At 34.3% G+C, this 17,634-nt stretch carries 16 protein-coding genes; 5 read left to right on the top strand and 11 right to left on the bottom strand.

What is annotated here, in order from left to right:
- The first annotated feature begins 119 nt into the window (after window positions 1-119).
- Both nrdA and nrdB read left to right on the top strand, forming a co-directional pair.
- Window positions 120-2,384: a class 1a ribonucleoside-diphosphate reductase subunit alpha gene (gene nrdA / locus CKF59_RS02485; protein WP_119534407.1), complete on the top strand. Its 2,265-nt coding sequence runs from the start codon at window positions 120-122 to the stop codon at window positions 2,382-2,384.
- A gap of 64 nt (window positions 2,385-2,448) precedes the next feature.
- On the top strand, window positions 2,449-3,585 hold the full coding sequence (gene nrdB / locus CKF59_RS02480; RefSeq protein WP_119534406.1) for a class Ia ribonucleoside-diphosphate reductase subunit beta: 1,137 nt from the start codon (window positions 2,449-2,451) through the stop codon (window positions 3,583-3,585).
- Window positions 3,586-3,625: 40 nt separating this feature from the next.
- On the opposite strand, the gene CKF59_RS02475 is transcribed toward nrdB, so the two are convergent.
- From CKF59_RS02475 to miaA, 4 genes are all read right to left on the bottom strand, one after another.
- Complete coding sequence (locus tag CKF59_RS02475) at window positions 3,626-4,228, bottom strand: hypothetical protein (RefSeq protein ID WP_119534405.1); 603 nt, start codon at window positions 4,226-4,228, stop codon at window positions 3,626-3,628.
- Window positions 4,229-4,308: 80 nt separating this feature from the next.
- Window positions 4,309-4,467, bottom strand: coding sequence for a hypothetical protein (locus CKF59_RS07855; protein ID WP_222985502.1), 159 nt, complete (start codon window positions 4,465-4,467; stop codon window positions 4,309-4,311).
- 66 nt (window positions 4,468-4,533) lie between these two features.
- Window positions 4,534-5,178, bottom strand: coding sequence for an RdgB/HAM1 family non-canonical purine NTP pyrophosphatase (gene rdgB / locus CKF59_RS02470; protein ID WP_119534404.1), 645 nt, complete (start codon window positions 5,176-5,178; stop codon window positions 4,534-4,536).
- Window positions 5,163-6,323: a tRNA (adenosine(37)-N6)-dimethylallyltransferase MiaA gene (gene miaA / locus CKF59_RS02465; protein ID WP_119534403.1), complete on the bottom strand. Its 1,161-nt coding sequence runs from the start codon at window positions 6,321-6,323 to the stop codon at window positions 5,163-5,165. The genes rdgB and miaA overlap by 16 nt, the downstream gene beginning before the upstream one ends.
- A gap of 178 nt (window positions 6,324-6,501) precedes the next feature.
- Between miaA and rplY the strand changes: the two genes are divergently transcribed.
- Window positions 6,502-6,789 carry a 50S ribosomal protein L25 gene (gene rplY, locus CKF59_RS02460; RefSeq protein WP_119534402.1) on the top strand — a complete coding sequence of 96 codons (288 nt, stop codon included), beginning with the start codon at window positions 6,502-6,504 and terminating at the stop codon, window positions 6,787-6,789.
- A gap of 103 nt (window positions 6,790-6,892) precedes the next feature.
- Here the strand turns inward: rplY and smpB are convergent, their stop codons facing one another.
- From smpB to CKF59_RS02425, 7 genes are all read right to left on the bottom strand, one after another.
- On the bottom strand, window positions 6,893-7,378 hold the full coding sequence (gene smpB, locus CKF59_RS02455; RefSeq protein WP_119534401.1) for an SsrA-binding protein SmpB: 486 nt from the start codon (window positions 7,376-7,378) through the stop codon (window positions 6,893-6,895).
- Entirely contained in the window at window positions 7,368-8,015 is a 648-nt protein-coding gene (gene nth / locus CKF59_RS02450) for an endonuclease III (RefSeq protein ID WP_119534400.1), read from the bottom strand. The genes smpB and nth overlap by 11 nt, the downstream gene beginning before the upstream one ends.
- 3 nt (window positions 8,016-8,018) lie before the next feature.
- A complete protein-coding gene (gene tyrS / locus CKF59_RS02445; protein WP_119534399.1) occupies window positions 8,019-9,263 on the bottom strand; it encodes a tyrosine--tRNA ligase in 1,245 nt (414 codons plus the stop codon).
- A 135-nt stretch (window positions 9,264-9,398) separates the two neighbouring features.
- Window positions 9,399-9,938, bottom strand: a complete 540-nt coding sequence (gene hemG, locus CKF59_RS02440; protein ID WP_119534398.1) for a menaquinone-dependent protoporphyrinogen IX dehydrogenase — start codon at window positions 9,936-9,938, stop codon at window positions 9,399-9,401.
- A gap of 46 nt (window positions 9,939-9,984) precedes the next feature.
- Window positions 9,985-11,301 (bottom strand): M24 family metallopeptidase, encoded by a 1,317-nt coding sequence (locus CKF59_RS02435; RefSeq protein WP_119534397.1) that lies wholly within the window; start codon window positions 11,299-11,301, stop codon window positions 9,985-9,987.
- Window positions 11,302-11,438: 137 nt separating this feature from the next.
- Window positions 11,439-12,599: a TIGR01620 family protein gene (locus tag CKF59_RS02430; protein ID WP_119534396.1), complete on the bottom strand. Its 1,161-nt coding sequence runs from the start codon at window positions 12,597-12,599 to the stop codon at window positions 11,439-11,441.
- Between the two features lie 3 nt (window positions 12,600-12,602).
- Window positions 12,603-14,027 (bottom strand): YcjX family GTP-binding protein, encoded by a 1,425-nt coding sequence (locus tag CKF59_RS02425; RefSeq protein WP_119534395.1) that lies wholly within the window; start codon window positions 14,025-14,027, stop codon window positions 12,603-12,605.
- 246 nt (window positions 14,028-14,273) lie between these two features.
- Between CKF59_RS02425 and CKF59_RS02420 the strand changes: the two genes are divergently transcribed.
- On the top strand, window positions 14,274-15,593 hold the full coding sequence (locus CKF59_RS02420; RefSeq protein WP_119534394.1) for an anaerobic C4-dicarboxylate transporter family protein: 1,320 nt from the start codon (window positions 14,274-14,276) through the stop codon (window positions 15,591-15,593).
- Between the two features lie 695 nt (window positions 15,594-16,288).
- A complete protein-coding gene (locus CKF59_RS02415; protein WP_119534393.1) occupies window positions 16,289-17,632 on the top strand; it encodes an SLC45 family MFS transporter in 1,344 nt (447 codons plus the stop codon).
- The last annotated feature ends 2 nt before the right edge of the window (window positions 17,633-17,634 follow it).

Below are 17,634 nucleotides of genomic sequence, written 5' to 3'. Positions count from 1 at the left end.
ATTAAAGAGTGAGATAATTGTTTTTTTAATCGAATATAAATTTTAAATTTAGCTTTAAGTATTTAAACAATTAAGTATTTAAAATTGAATTCTATAGTTACAGATAAAGGAGAACACCCGTGATAGAAAATATCTATGTTACCAAGCGTAACGGCAGAAGAGAACCTCTTGATTTAGAAAAGGTTCACCGAGTGGTAACTTGGGCCGCTGAAGGCTTAAACGATGTTTCAGTATCTCTAGTTGAGTTACGTTCGCAAGTTCAATTTGCTGATGGAATGAAAACTTCAGATATCCATGAGCTTTTAATCAAGTCAGCTGCGGATTTAATTTCCGAGCAAACTCCTGATTATCAATATTTAGCTGCCCGTCTAGCTGTTTTCCATCTCCGTAAAAAAGCTTATGATGGCTTTGAACCACCTCATTTATATGATCATGTAGTAAAACTAGTAAATCTTGGTAAATATGATCAAGAGTTATTAGAAAAATTCTCACGTGAAGATTATGAAATCATGAATGGTTTCTTAGTTCACTCTCGTGATTTAGATTTTGCTTATGCAGGAGTTAAGCAATTAGAAGGTAAATATTTAGTACAAGACCGTGTAACTAAACAAATTTATGAGTCAGCACAGTTTTTATATTTACTAATTGCTGCTTCATTATTTGCAGATTATCCAAAAGAGACACGTTTAGATTATATTAGACGTTTCTATGATGCTGCTTCTACCTTTAAAATTAGTTTACCAACGCCAATTATGGCTGGGGTGAGAACGCCAACCCGTCAATTCTCATCTTGTGTGCTTATTGAATGTGATGATAGTTTAGATTCTATTAATGCGACTTCATCAGCAATTGTGAAATACGTATCACAAAGAGCTGGGATTGGGGTTAATGCGGGACGTATCCGTGCTATAGGTTCAAAAATCCGTGGTGGTGAAGCATATCACACTGGAGTAATTCCTTTTTATAAACTATTCCAAGCGGCTGTAAAATCTTGTTCACAAGGTGGAGTAAGAGGCGGAGCTGCAACTGTATTCTATCCTATATGGCATCGTGAAGCGCGTGAACTTCTCGTCCTTAAAAATAACCGTGGGGTTGAAGATAACCGTGTACGTCAGCTTGACTATGGGGTGCAAATTAATGGCTACTTATATAATCGTTTAAGAACAAAAGATGGAGTAATTTCATTATTCAGCCCATCTGAAGTACCAGGATTATATGATGCTTTCTTTGAAGATCAAGATGAATTTGCTCGCTTATATGAAAAATATGAAAATGATCCTGCAATTGAACGCATTACCGTTCCTGCAGTAGATCTTTTCTCTTCATTAATGCAAGAGCGTGCGTCAACAGGAAGAATTTATATTCACAATGTTGATAATACAAATACTCACTCAGCATTTAATCCGAAAAAAGCTCCAATTCGTCAATCAAATTTATGTTTAGAGATTACCTTACCAACTAAACCTTTAAATAATATTTTTGATGAAGAAGGGGAAATTGCACTCTGTACGCTTTCTGCATTTAACTTAGGGGCAATTGAAAATCTTGATGAACTTGAAGAATTAGCAGATTTAGTTGTACGTGCTTTAGATTCTTTAATGGATTATCAAAATTATCCAATTAAAGCTGCTGAAATCTCAACTAAACGCCGTCGCTCTTTAGGTATAGGGGTAATTAACTATGCTTACTACCTAGCAAAAAATGGAGTTAAATATACTGATGGTTCTGCAAAAGATTTAACGCATCGTACTTTTGAAGCAATTCAATATTATTGCTTAAAAGCTTCAAATCGTTTAGCTCAAGAGAAAGGTGCTTGTGAATATTTTGGTGATACTACTTATGCTCAAGGATTATTACCTATAGACCACTATAATAAGAACCTAGATAAGATTCACAGTGGTGAATTACATTATAACTGGGAAGAATTACGTACGGATATTGCACGTTGGGGCTTACGTAACTCTACTTTAACTTCATTAATGCCATCAGAAACTTCTTCGCAAATTTCTAATGCGACGAATGGGATTGAACCACCACGTGGTTTTGTTACCATTAAACAATCAAAAGATGGTATCTTACGTCAAGTAGTTCCTGAAATCGATAAATACCGTCAACAATATGAATTACTTTGGACATGGCCAGATAACCGAGGTTATCTAGAATTAGTTGGATTAATGCAAAAATTTGTTGACCAATCTATTTCAACAAATACTAACTATGATCCAGCAAAATTCCCAGGTAATAAAGTACCTATGCAACAATTATTAAAAGATCTATTACTTTGTCATAAACTTGGGATTAAAACCTTATACTACCATAACACTAATGATGGAGCTTCAGATCGTACTGATGATGATTGTGCAGGCGGTGCTTGTAAAATCTAATCAAAAGTTTGAAGAAATTTATTCTTTGTGACTTCCACTCTAATTTATATAGAAGGATATAAATATGGCTTATACCACTTTCTCGCAAAATAAAAATGACCAATTAAAAGAACCTATGTTCTTTGGACAAAACGTGAATGTTGCACGTTATGACCAACAAAGATATCCTATTTTTGAAAAGTTAATCGAAAAACAATTATCTTTTTTCTGGCGTCCAGAAGAAGTGGATGTTACTCGTGATCGTATTGATTATAGTCAATTACCTGATCATGAAAAACACATTTTTATTTCAAACTTAAAATATCAAACTTTACTTGATTCTATTCAAGGGCGTTCGCCAAACGTTGCTTTATTACCTTTAGTGTCTATTCCAGAGTTAGAAACTTGGATTGAAACTTGGACTTTCTCGGAAACAATTCACTCACGTTCATATACGCATATTATTCGTAATATCGTTAATGATCCAGGCGAAGTGTTTGACGATATAGTTACCAATAGTGAAATTGTAAAACGTGCTCGTGATATCTCAAAATATTACGATGATTTAATTCGTGATACTATGCTTTGGACTATTTACGGTGAGGGGGAGTTTGAAGTTGACGGTGAGAAAATCGAAGTTACTTTACGTAAATTAAAGAAAGAACTCTACCTATGTTTACACTCGGTTAATGCTTTAGAAGCTATACGTTTCTATGTTTCTTTTGCTTGTTCATTCGCTTTTGCTGAGCAAAAACGTATGGAAGGAAATGCAAAAATTATTAAATTAATTGCTCGTGATGAAGCGTTACATTTAACTGGAACGCAACATATTATTAATTTAATGCAACAGGGTGATGGTGACCCTGAGATGGCAGAGATTGCAAAAGAAGCTGAGCAAGAAGCATATGAGCTATTCTTAGCTGCTGCTAATCAGGAGAAAGAATGGGCAGAGTACCTCTTTAAAGATGGTTCTATGTTAGGTTTAAATAAACAAATTCTACAAGAATATGTGGAATATATTACCAATATTCGTATGGAAGCTGTAAACTTACCTTTACCATTTGCAAAACGTTCAAATCCAATTCCATGGATGAACAACTGGTTATCTTCTGAGAACGTACAAGTAGCTCCACAAGAAACAGAAATCTCATCTTACTTAGTAGGACAAATTGACTCTAAAGTTAATGTTGATGATTTAAGTTTTGATGATGACGATTTATAAAATTAAAGGAGATGTAGTTTTTGCTACATCTCCTTAAATTTTATTTAAATTGTAATAATTCACGTTCAGCTCGCTCTCCGATATACCAACGAACACTATGACTCTCAGGCTGGTACTTAATATAAATAGGAAAAGTATACTGACTTAAATTAAAATCCTGTTGGATTTGATAAAGTTGTTGTAAATTTTGCGGTAAGTTTGCTAAAGGTAAGTTTGCTCTTTTAAACCACATTTCAAGTAATTCTTTTCTTTGATACGCTGGTTGGCTAAAAATATAATTGAGCATTGAACTTTGTAATTCTGCTTCTTGCTGTATAGGAACATAAAATACTTTCCCGCAAAGATTTTTTTGGGTGTTAGCACCAGCTCGAAGTAAATCTTTAAGCAAGGTGGATTCTGTTAAAGGATACAGAATATAACAATAGCTATTGGTAGTTCCTTGACCGAGTAAGATGTATTCTTGATTATATTTATTTAACTCAAAGGTAATTTCTTTTTGTACTTTAATTAGGGCTTGGCGTTGCTCAAGATTGTGTTTAATTTGCGTAAACAAGCCTCTATTTAAGTAAAGGACAAGAGCAATTATAATCACAATAAGTAGGAGGAGGCTCGCAACGAGTTTTTTATGCTTCTTTTTAGTCATAGTGGTTTAGATAGCAGAATAGGTATAGAGTTTAACTCTATACCTATAAGTTTTTAGATTTTCCTAATTTTTAGATTCTCTTATTTTTGTGAATCTTTCTTTTCGCTTTCGCCAGTTTCGTCAGCAATACGATTATCTTCTTTCCAACTTGATTGTTTAAAAGCTTCTTCAAGAAGAGAATCTTCAGGAAAAGCTTCAGTTACGGTATCAAAAGGAGTAATTTTTTTCTCTTTTGTCATAATCAGGATTCCAAGTTAAAAAAGGTAACTTATATTATAACTTAAACCTTACTTTATTGATTTAAATTATTTACTAAAAAATTCTTTTAAGCCCGCATTAATTAGATTATCAAAAGCTAAGGTACGATGAGATACTGAGTTTTTTTCTTCCATTGTTGCCTGAGCAAAGCTTTTGTTAAGATCAAAACTAAAGAACACTGGGTCATATCCATGTCCATGGTCACCAATAGCTGCAGAGAGAATTTCTCCTTTACATTTTCCTACAGCAATTAAAGGTTCAGGATCACGAGGAAAGCGTACAAGAACTAAGCAACAGTAGAAGTGAGCTTGACGTTGTCCTTGTGGGATACTTTGCATCTTTTCTAAAAGACAAGAATAGTTTAGTTGTTCTTTATCTAATCCTTGTTGCTGGAAATTGTGCATAGTTGCATAGCGAGCCGAGTGAATTCCTGGAGCAGAGTCTAAGGCATCAACGCATAGTCCAGAATCATCGGCAAGAGCAGCCGTACCCGTATGTTCGGCTGCATGATAAGCTTTAATTAAAGCATTACCAATAAAGGAAGGAGCATTTTCTTCAGGAGAAATAAAGCTAGGAAACTCAGCAAGAGTTTTTAAGTCTAAGTATTGTTCTAAATTAGCTTGTTTAAAAAGAGCTGAAAATTCTTTTAATTTACCTTGATTACTGGTCGCAAGAACTATGGTTTTTGGCATAAGGAATCCTCTTGTTCGAGAGCGAAATTTAATACTTTTTCAATAATTTCAATTTGTTGTTCCACCGGAATATTGGTTGGAATTTGTGTAAAAGGTAAAGGCCAAGAACGTAGCCAAGTAATTTGTCTTTTAGCTAATTGTCTTGTCGCAGCAGCTACATTTTCTAAAGCTTGCTCTAAAGTTACTTCTCCATCAAAATAATCCCAAAGCTGACGATAACCTACACAGCGAACACTTGGCATGTCACGATTTAAATCTCCACGTTGATAAAGTTTTTCTACTTCAGCAACAATTCCATCAGCAACCATTTGTTTTAAGCGATTATTAATATCGGCATGTAAGGCTGTACGGTCTTGATTATACATAGCAAATTGTAAAAGATTATACTTACTATATAAAGTTGTTCCTTTTACATCATGGTATTCATAGAGACCTTGAGAGTTTTTGTTAGCTAAGCATAAATCAGGGGTTAATTGAGCAAAATCTGTGTAATAGTCTTCTAGATTGTAGTGCGGAGTGTTAAAGAGTTTTTTATTAATGCGACGCATTCTTAGTTCTTTTTCTAAAGGACTAAGATGTTTATTTTCTGCAGAATTATTATTAGAAATCTCACTCATAGATTTACCAGTAAGGTAGTAGAGTTCGAGAATTCTGCCTACTCTTTGACTATCGTTTGGATGGAGACGACTAAAAGCTGCAGGATCAATTTCTTTAAGCATTTGATGACACTCTAGATTCCCTTTAGTCGCAAAGAGTTCATTGACCCAAGCTCGAGATTCTTCGGTTGAAGAGGGTAATTGATCTAATTGTCCTAAAAGGCTACGATAATACATCATGGTTCCACCAACGAGTAAAGGAATTTTTCCTTGTTGGTGTGATTTTTTGATTAATTGATCAACATCCTTTTGAAACTGTCCTACACTATAACTTTGAGCAGGATCTAGAATATCTACTAAAGCATGAGGAGCTTGAGCTAATTCTTCAGGTGAAGGTTTAGCTGTGCCTATAGTCATATCACGATAAATTAACGCTGAATCAACGTTAATAAGATCATATTTTTCAGGATTTTTTTTATAGAGAGCCATAGCTAGTCTAGTTTTACCAGAAGCGGTAGCTCCCATTAGGGTAATTACAGGTAAAGTCATATATCTACTTGTAGTTTTAGTATAATTTTGTTTCTATTATACTGAAGTTTGAGGTTAATGTCGCTAAAAAAAGTACTTTACATTTAAACTTGATCTTGATATAATACGTACCTGTGCCAAGCTTGGGTCACCTCTTGGACACTTAATATTTTTAGATAAAACATTAAGGAAAATTAAAATGTCATTTACATTTGAAGCAACTGCTAAACAAACGAATGGTAAAGGTGTGAGCCGCCGCCTTCGTCACGAGGGTAAAATTCCTGCAATTATCTATGGTGGTAATGCAGAACCTGTAGCGATCGTATTAGATCACGACAAAGTAAACAACGCACAAGTTAAACCAGAGTTCTACGCTGAAGTTTTAACAATCGTTGTTGATGGTAAAGAAGAAAAAGTAAAAGTACAAGCGATTCAACGTCACGCTTTTAAACCAAAATTATTACACTTAGACTTTAAACGTGTATAATTAATTTTACCCTTGAGAGGAGGTCAATAGACCTCCTCTTTAGTATATAAAAAATATTAACATAAATTAAAAGACCAAAGGAATCTCCTCTGGTCTTTTTTATTTAGCGCAAATTAGTATTTTTCATAATTCGTGCTTTTTGGATTTGCCATTCTCGATCTTTTACTGTTTCTCGTTTATCGTGAAGCTTTTTCCCACGAGCTAAGCCTAGCTTAGCTTTTACATAAGAGCGTTGCCAGTAAAGTTCTAGACATACTACTGTATATCCCGCACGATTTACCTTACCAAAAAGGTTATCGATTTCTTTACGGTGTAAGAGAAGCTTACGAGTACGAGTTGGATCGTTTAAAACATGGGTTGAAGCTTGATTTAAAGGTTGAACGGTTGAACCTAATAAAAATGCTTCGCCATTTTTAAAAGTTACATAAGAATCGGCAATATTAGCTTTACCTTGGCGCAAGGATTTAATCTCCCAGCCTTGTAAAGAGAGTCCTGCTTCAATTGTCTCTTCAATAAAATACTCAAAACGAGCTCTTTTATTTTGGGCAATCGAAGCTGAACCAGGTTTTTTAGCTTTTTTATTTGCCATAAAGGTATTGATCTTTTTCTTTGAACTCACAAAGGTCTGCAATAGGGCAAATTTGACATTTAGGTTTTCTTGCTTGGCAAGTATAGCGTCCATGCAGAATTAACCAGTGATGAACATTATATAAATATTCTTTAGGGACAACCTTTAGAAGTTTTTCCTCTACCTCTACTACATCTTTACCAGGAGCAAATTTCGTACGATTACAAACCCTAAAAATATGGGTATCCACAGCTACAGTTGGATGACCAAATGCGGTATTACGTACTACATTAGCGGTTTTATGACCAACTCCAGGTAAGGATTCAAGGATTTCCTGATCATCAGGAACTTCTCCTTGATATTTGGTAGCAAGAATTTCACTGGTTTTAATAACATTTTTTGCTTTATTACGGAAAAAGTTGAGAGTTTTAATATAGTCTCGTACTTTTTCTTCTCCTAGATCCCACATAGCTTGAGCATTATTTGCTACTTTAAATAATGGTTCGGTAGCTTTATTTACTGAAGCATCAGTAGCTTGTGCTGAAAGTAATACTGCAATTAATAACTCAAAAGTATTAGAATATTTTAATTCAGTAGTGGGATTAGGGTTAGCTAAAGCAAACCTTTGTAGAATTTCAATGCGTTTTTGTTTATTCACTGATTATTTAGTTAGAGTAATACGTTTAAATTTACGTTTACCTACTTGGTATACGGCAGTAGTACCTACTGCAACACGATGTTTTTTATCTGTAACTTTTTCTCCATCAATAGATACTCCGTTACCTTCAATATTACGGTAAGCTTCAGAAGTTGAAGCAACCATTTGTGCATCTTTAAGGAGATTAGCAAGAGGGTAATCGTCTTGATCGGCAATAGTAAGAGTTAACTCTTCTAGATCTGTTGGAAGTTGACCTTTAGCAAAACGATTAGTAAACTCCTCTTTAGCTGCTAAAGCTAGCTCTTCACTATGGAAACGAGCGGTAATTTCAAGAGCTAACTCTACTTTAGCATCACGTGGATTCATCCCTTGAGCTACTTTTTCTTTTAGTGTTGCAATTTCTTCTAAAGATTTAAATGATAATAAAGTATACCAATCCCACATGAGGTCATCAGAAATTGACATTACTTTAGCATACATCTCGTTAGCAGGATCTGTAACGCCTATGTAGTTACCTAAAGATTTTGACATTTTCTTTTCGCCATCAAGACCTACAAGTAGAGGTAAAGTAATACATACTTGCTGTGCTTGATTGTAAGATTTTTGCAGTTCACGTCCCATTAAAAGATTAAAGGTTTGGTCAGTTCCTCCTAACTCAATATCAGCTTTCATTTCTACTGAATCATAGCCTTGGAATAATGGGTAGAGGAATTCGTGAATTGCAATTGGCTGATTATTATTATAACGTTTGTTAAAATCATCACGTTCTAACATACGAGCTACCGTTGACTGTGAAGCAAGGCGTAATACCCCTTCAGTTCCGAGCTTGCCTAACCAATCTGAGTTAAAAACAATTTTTGTTTTTTCAGGATCTAGAATTTTAAAAATTTGTTCTTGGTAGGTTTTAGCATTAGCAAGAACTTGTTCACGAGTTAATGGAGGACGAGTTGCAGAACGTCCAGATGGATCACCAACTGTAGCTGTAAAGTCACCAATTAAAAATTGTACTTGGTGACCATAGTTTTGTAAAGCACGTAATTTATTTAAAACTACTGTATGTCCTAGGTGAATATCAGGAGCAGTAGGGTCAGCTCCTAATTTAACAATTAGAGGACGTTTTTCTAAAAGTTTTTTAATTAAATCTTGTTCAGAATATATAGCTTCAGTACCACGACGAATTTCTTCTAATTGTTTTTGGATTTCAGGTGGTAAAGTTAAAGTTTCAATTTCTTTTAATTCTGTTGACATAATTAAAGTTTCCAGTTGTCTAGTCCTATAGATAGAAGAATTGAGTTTATAACTCAATACATAGGGGTAAGTTCAAGCTTGTGAGATTTATTGGTAAGCATAAACAAGCTTAAGATTGTTTTTATCTATAGTCGATTAAAGGGATTGGGAAATTTGTTGAGCAAATTCAGTTACAGCTTGCCAATTAGTATAAACTTTATTTGTTTTAGGATCTGTATCTCCTTTGGTTAGCCACATAATAAATCGGATCATATTACGATCAAAAAAGTTTAATTGAGCGTAATTTAAAGCTCCAGCAAAAACTGCCACTTGCTGTGGTTGCCAAGGAGTAGATTTTAAGAATTTGCGTACATAAACATTAGTTTGGGGACTGGATTTTTCCGCTTTACGAGCCGTTAAATTTACTCCAAAAAAGTAACTAGGTTGAGTTTGTAACTCTTGAAGATGTTTAGCGACAAAGTGGTTTAAAGCTTTAGGAAAATGTCCATAATGAATAGAAGCCCCAACAACTATGGCTTTAAAATCACTAAGATCAAGATTGTCTTGTAATGCTTGCTCTAAGGTTAGATGTAAAATTTCTATTTTCTGGTTTTCTTGGAGTTTTTGGGCAATAAAATCATTAATTTTAGCAGTATGTCCTTCACGAGTACCAGATAAAAGTAGGACTTTAGTCATAATTTACAGAGTTCAAAGTAGCGATCAATGATCGCTACTTTTTTAATTACATATTATCAAGATCACCTGTAAAGTTTACTAGTTGATCTTCTTGGAGCATTACGTTGTCTTCAACACGAATACCGCCGTAAGGTTTTAAAGACTCAAGTAAAGCTTGGTTGAGGTGAGAACTAATTTTTGGATCATTATTTAACTCTGCAAGTAATTGCTCAATAAAATATAATCCTGGTTCAACAGTCCAAACATTTCCAACTTCTAACACATGAGTGCTTCTTAAACCTGGGATTTGTGGAGTTTTAATGCGACCTCTCACGTCATGAGTGTTGATACCTAAAGAATGTCCAAAACCATGAGGCACAAAGCGATGAGGAATCTTAAAGTCATAAGCTTCATCGATGCTAATGTCTTTTAAGATTTCGGCATCTATAAGAAGTTCTGCGGTTTTACGCATCATTAACTCTTGTAAGCTCGCTGTAGAAATACCTGGACGCATATTGTTAATAATTTCGTCTTTAATATTTCCTACGCCAAGAATTAAATCAGAAAATAATTGATTATCATCTAAAAAGTAAGTACGTGAAATATCTGCTTGATAACCTTTGTATACCGCTCCCGCATCGATAAGGAAAGATTTACGTTGTTCAGGAGAGGTAAAGTCTAATTTATTGTAGTGTAAAATAGCAGCATTTTCATTAAAAGCTAAAATACTTGCATAACCTTGAGCATCATAAGGTAATTCTGCATTTTGTAAATAAACTCCAAGAAGTTGATTTTCTGATAAATTCGTAGAGTTTACCGCTGTTTTAATGGTACGATGAGCTTTAATTGCTAAGTATTGAGCTTGGCAAAGCATTTCGTACTCATACTCAGTTTTTTGTAAGCGTAAGTCTTGCAGATCAAGCATTAACTCTTTTTCATTAACTGATTCAGGGGCAAAACCTAATTCAAGATATTTTTGTTGATTTGGTCCAATAATTAAAGAAGTTGGAGCTTGAGCTTCTAGAATTGCTTTGAGTTCTTTATCAAAATCGTAGAAATCTACAACTTCAATTAGTTTAGATTCTTTAAAGAAAGAAAAATCTAAAGTTGTAGGTACATTCCAGAATCCATTGTCAATAAAGTTGTAAAGAGTTACTTTACCTTCTCTATCTACGCATATATATGAGCCTACAGCTTTAGGTTCATTAATTAAATGTACGGCATAGGCATTAGCACGGAATGGGATCTCTTGATCATCATCAAAATAAAGTACATGATCACCATAGTGTAGCCATACAGAGGTTTTGTTATTCTTTGTTAAATAATCTTTATAATAATCTACTAAACGTGAAACATGTTTAGTATAAAGTTCTACTAGTGACATACAATTTCCTTTTGTTTAACACGTAAAGGTATAGTGATCATCCTAAATAAATTTTAGGCTGGTAACTTGTTGCCTTTCTTTAAGTTTACACGCTCTATTATACCCCAAATAAGGTTAAATCTTAAAACTTAAACTATTTAATCTTGCTCTTTTTTCTGTAGTGAGGAAAGAAGGTTTTTGCTTAAGCTTTTACTTAAACTAAGGATGTTCGGACGATTTTTCTTCGCAAAAGGTAAAGGACGACAAAACTCCATTTGTTTGATTCCTAAGCGTACACTTAAGAGTCCAATACTTAAACCTTGAGCAGCCTTAGTCGAAAACTTACTTAATAAGTTAGAAGAAACGAAATCACTTAGATCTATATATTGTTCGAGAGCTTCACTTGCACCCGCAAGGAAGATATTAGCTAACAAGTGCTTAAACATTTTTAAGCGTGCATAGTAGCCTAGTTTAATTCCATAAAGCGAACTTATTTCGTTCATAAGTTGTAAATTTCGCCAACAAATAAAGAGCATATCGAGGAGAACAAAGTGAGAAAAGGCAATGACAAGAGCATCGGTAGCTGCTCGTTTGTGAATAATTTCGATAACTTGTTTATCAAAAGGTTCTAACACATAAAAAGAAAATAGTTGTAGTACTTGACCTGGTGACATATAGCTATGTACCGCTTCTTTCCATTGCTTTATACTTGGGTGCATTTGATTAATTTGCATGAGTTCCAATTGAGTTTGACACCAAGCTATAGCTTGTTCTGCATTAGTAAAAAATACTTGTCCCTGATGATGACTTAAATTAGCTTGTCCCTGTTCATTTTCTTCTACTTGAGCATAAGCGCTTAAAACGATGCCCGCTTGCAGTTGCTTTTCTTCGTGTTCTTGAAGAAGTTTTATGCTTTTATATTCTTTACGTAAGCTTAAACTTAAACCGGCAAAGATTAAAAATAATCCCAGTTGAATCGCAAAGCTACTAAGATGGGTAACGAGTAAAGCAATACTGCTGATTCCTTGATTAAAAAGACTAATAAGAGCATAGAGAGAAGCTCCAAGTTGATATAAAGTACCAAGACCTAAAGCAAAAAGGAATAAAGAGAAAATTCTTAAACTCCAAGTAAAGAGTTTACCAGGTTGTAATTTAAGCTCTTTTTTGGGAAGAACTAGTAAATCTTGTTCAACTTGTTCGTATGTAGCTTCCTGACTTTCTTGCACTTGAGCTTGTTGTGGATTGAACTCTTTTTTAGCAGTAAAGCTTGGCGTTTGGTTATCTCTCTCAGGAGCATCAAAAATTTGTTTTTCTTTCATAGTTTACTTTAATTTGTCTCCGAGTAATACTTCAAAAACTTGATCCATGCCAATAGATTCAATTTTACCATGGGGAGTTAAAGGTAAAGGAGCAAAGTCATCAAAGGCAAAAGTATGTTGTTGCCAAAAACTCGCTTCCGGCAAGTGAGCTGGAACTGAACCAGGGTAGAGGTATTTGCTTTCATAGTTTTGCTTTAATCTTCCTTGGAGTGCTTGGTAAGTTTGTCCTTCTTGAGTTAAAACTACTTGACGAGTTGCCCTAATCGAAGCTATAGGGATAAAGGCTGTATCTATATTATAGTAATTAGCTTGACGATTATTATTTTGAGCAAGTTGTTGTAACAAGCTTTTTAAGTTTGCTACTTGGTCACTGGTAATATGATCTACTTTAGTGGCTGCAAACACGAGCTTATCTATTTGTGGAGCAAAGAGACGATGCCATAAGTTACGTTTACCATATTGGAAGTGCTGAAAAATTTGTTCAAGAGCTTGTTGAGTTTCTTGAAAAGCAATTGCTGAATGGTTTAAAGGAGTTAAACAATCTACAAGGATTACTTGACGATCAAAACGAGCAAAATGTTGCTGATAAAAATTTTCAACAAATGTTTGGACGTAGGTTTTATATCTCTGTATGAGAATGGCAATCCCTGATTCATGGTGCTTTTTAGCATGGTTGAGTAGTTGCTCCCAAGTTTGCTCAGTTACATTGACGAGAGGGAAGAATTGTAGTACGGGGGCATTAGTATAACTCCCTGGAAGGACAAATCTTCCTGGTTGAATAAACTCTAACCCTTTTTCCTTACAAGCAAAAAGAAATTTGGTATATTCTTGAGCAATAGTTGCAATTTGCTCATGATCAGCAGGAGCTAAAGGATCAAAACTTTCTAAAGCTTGAAGCCAAGCTTGAGCTAACTCTGTTCTTAAAGGATGAGCAAGAAAATGTCCACTAGTACTCCAATGAGCATAATCGAGCTTAAGTAAAGGTAAATCTAATAACCATTCGCCTGGATAATCAATAATATCTATATACAGAGTTTGTTGGTTACTAAAGTTAACTTCACTCATTTTTCGCCATAGGCTTTTAGGGAGTTCATACTTTAGAGCAAGACGAATCACACTGATATCGGTAGTTGCTTGAGGCCAAGTAGGATTTTCTCCTTGTAAAGCTTTGAGGTTTTGTTGATAAGGAAAAGTCGGAAGAGTTAGATCAGTTTGCGGAACAATTGTTGCCCCTTTAATCCAGCCTTTAGCGGCTGCTCGAAAGAAGGGTAAACTACTTTTATTGCCATCTAAAGTTAAAAGTTGATTAATAAAACTAGTAATAAATGCGGTTTTACCGCTACGACTTAAACCTGTGACCGCTATCTTTAATTGGCGATCAAAAACTTGTTCATATTTTTGTTGTAGATTTGAAAAAAGGTTAGCCATGAGTTAAGTTAGTTATTTATTAGAAAAAATTGGTCTTTAATAAAAAAATCTTAAGAAAAATATAAGTTCTTAGTTTATAAGATTATGCCATATTTTGCTCTCTGTCTAAGCATTTTTCCTACAGAGTGAAATATGGAGTTTTTCGAGTTTTAAAAAGTTATAGTATAAAGTAGGAAGATAAACTTTAATTAGTTTATAATAAGGAAGTTTTGTTTTTTATTTTAAGAAAATTTAATTAGGTATTAAATGTTTTTTGTTCATTTTGCAATAGTTCTTCTATGTATTCTTGTAGGTGCTCGTATTGGGGGAATCGGCCTAGGAGTAATGGGAGGACTAGGTTTATTAATTTTAACTTTTGGCTTTGGTTTGGCTCCAGCAAGCATCCCTATAGATGTAATGCTAATGATTTTATCAGTAGTGTCAGCGGCAGCTGCGATGCAGGCTGCTGGTGGTCTCGACTATATGGTAAAAATTGCTACCAGATTAATTCATCGTCATCCTAAGTATATTACTTTCATTGCTCCAGCAGTAACTTATACCTTTACCATTTTTGCAGGTACAGGGCATGTTGCTTACTCAGTATTACCGGTAATTGCTGAAGTTAGTCGTAAAAATGGCATTCGTCCAGAACGTCCACTTTCGATGGCAGTAATTGCTTCACAGTTTGCAATTGTGGGCAGTCCAATAGCTGCAGCTGTACTTACGGTAATTAGGTATCTAGATGGCTCACAAGTATCAGTATTAGATATTCTCAAAATTACCATTCCTGCAACCGTGTTAGGAATTTTCTTTGCTTGTATTATTGTTAATAAATTAGGTAAAGAATTAAATCAAGATCCTATTTACCTTGCACGCTTAGAAAATCCTGAATATCGTGCTGAATTATTAGATTCTGTGCCTAAAGAAGAACAAGAACAAACTACTTCATGGCATGCTAAATTCTCAGTATTTATTTTTATTGTTGCTGCAATTTCAGTAGTTATTCTCGGAGCTTTTGCTGAATTAAGACCTGTGGTTAATGGTAAACCATTAAGTATGGTACATGCAATTGAGATTATTATGCTGGCTGCAGGGGCAATTATTATTCTTTGTTGTAAACCTGATAATAATGTAATTACTCGAGGTTCGGTATTCCATGCGGGAATGCGAGCAGTAATTGCAATATTTGGTATAGCTTGGTTAGGAGATACTTTAATCGCAGCTCACCTTCCAGAGGTAAAAGAAACTGTATCTTCTTTAGTTCATGCAGCACCTTGGGCTTTTGCTTTAGCTTTATTTGTTTTCTCGGTACTCGTAAATAGCCAAGCAGCTACAGTTACAGTATTATTCCCAATTGGTCTAAGCATAGGTTTACCACCAGAAATTTTAGTAGGTACTTTTGTTGCTGTAAACGGTTACTTCTTTGTGCCTAACTATGGACCAATTATCGCAGCTTGTGATTTTGATATTACAGGAACAACAAAAATTGGTAAATATATCTTTAATCATAGCTTTATGATTCCTGGCTTATTAAGTATGGTGTTTAGCTTAGCTTTAAGCTTACTCTTTGTAAAACTATACTTTTAATTTATCTATAAAAGGAGGGTACTTATCCCTCCTTTCTTCTGTTTTTTAGTTGTCAATAATGAGTTTTCCCATGGTTGTAAATAATGAGCCTTTTTATAAGGAAGCTTAAATTTTGACTCTAGCGGTCTCCATAGATAAAGAGTGATAGTTTGCATAAGTTATAGATTTGCTTAGAGATTTACACTTAATTATCCTATTCTAGTTGTTTTGTTATTTTTCTTCTTACCACGTTTTTTCTTACTATTTATCTTCCTTCCAGCTTTTCTCCTTTCAGTTTTTCTCTTTCTATCTTATTCTTTTCTTTTTTCTATCTGGCAATTTTATAGATAGAGCAAAATAATTCCCTTAATATTTTATAGGGTTTTTCCTCGTCGTATTTCACACTTTTGCAATTTTATATTTCTCTGTGCAGTTTTTTTGATTTGTGAATAAAAATTAAAAGAAAATATGTGTCAGTTGATTTTATATCTTTATGATAAATAATGCTTCTATGCGAAAGTTCTTATAAGAGAGCTAAATATTTTAGGAATTAGTTTTGTTATTCATAAGTTATTGATTTTTAAAAATGCTCAGAGAAAGAAAAAAGACCATAAGTATTTTATGCCTATTTATTCTAGAAAAAACTAGTTTTACAATAATTGCAGAAGAAGAAATTAATTTCCGAACTTAATTTCTTATAACCAAAAGGATACTATATGGCACATAATCAACAACATACTTCAGGGTTACCTGATTTACCTAAGAATACCATTTGGATGCTAAGCCTTGGATTCTTAGGGGTACAAATGGCATTTACTTTACAAAGTTCACAAATGAGTCGTATTTTCCAGACTCTTGGAGCTGACCCTCATTCTTTAGGTTGGTTCTTTATTTTACCTCCTTTAGCAGGTTTATTAGTACAACCTATTGTCGGTACTCTTTCCGATCGTACTTGGTCGCCTCGTTTAGGTGGACGTCGTCTTCCTTACTTAATTTACGGTTCAATTATTGCCGCAATTGTAATGTTCTTATTACCAAATGCTGGAGACTTTGGCTTTGGTTATGCTTCTTTAGCTGCCTTACTCTTTGGGGGATTAATGATCGCTCTTTTAGACGTATCCTCAAATATGGCAATGCAACCATTTAAAATGATTGTCGGCGACATGGTAAATGAGAAACAAAAAAGCTATGCTTATGGGATTCAAAGTTTTCTCTGTAATACCGGATCAGTAATCGCAGCCGCTTTACCATTTATCTTTGCGTTTATTGGTTTAAGTAATGTTGCTCAACAAGGTTCAATTCCAATTACCGTAAAATTAGCTTTCTATATTGGCGGTGGCCTATTACTTTTAACTACTTTATTAACGATTTTAAAAGTAAAAGAATATGATCCACAAACCTATGCAACTTATCATGGCATTGATTTAACTAAACCATCTGATGAGAAAACCAATTGGTTTGTTCTTCTTAAAAATGCACCATTTAATTTCTGGGCAATTACTTTAGTACAGTTTTTCTCATGGTTTGCATTTCAATATATGTGGATCTATTCAGCAGGAGCAATTGCTGAAAACGTATGGCAAACTACAGATGCAACTAGTCATGCTTATCAGGAAGCGGGGAACTGGTATGGTTTATTAGCAGCTGTACAATCTATAGCAGCGGTAATCTACTCTTATGTTTTAGCTAAAGTGCCTCGTGAATTTAATCGCTTAAGTTACTTTATTAGTTTACTTGCGGGAGCTGTAGGTTTATTTAGTATTGCGATCTTTACTAATAAATATGCTTTAATCCTTTCATATAGCTTAGTAGGTATTGCTTGGGCTGGTATTTTAACTTATCCATTAACCTATGTAACTAATGCTTTACATGGTACTAAACGTATGGGAACCTACTTAGGACTTTTCAATGGTTCAATTTGTTTACCACAAATTGTTGCTTCATTATTAAGTTTTGCTTTATTCCCAGCATTAGGCTTTAGTCAAGTTAATATGTTCTATGCGGCAGCAATAGTATTATTCTTTGGAGCAATTTCAGTATTTGTTGTGAAAAAATCTTAATT

Source organism: Psittacicella gerlachiana (assembly GCF_003585965.1).
Lineage (GTDB): Bacteria > Pseudomonadota > Gammaproteobacteria > Enterobacterales > Psittacicellaceae > Psittacicella > Psittacicella gerlachiana.
The sequence above is the reverse complement of the archived record's forward strand: the minus strand, read 5'-3'. Positions and strand labels throughout refer to the sequence as shown.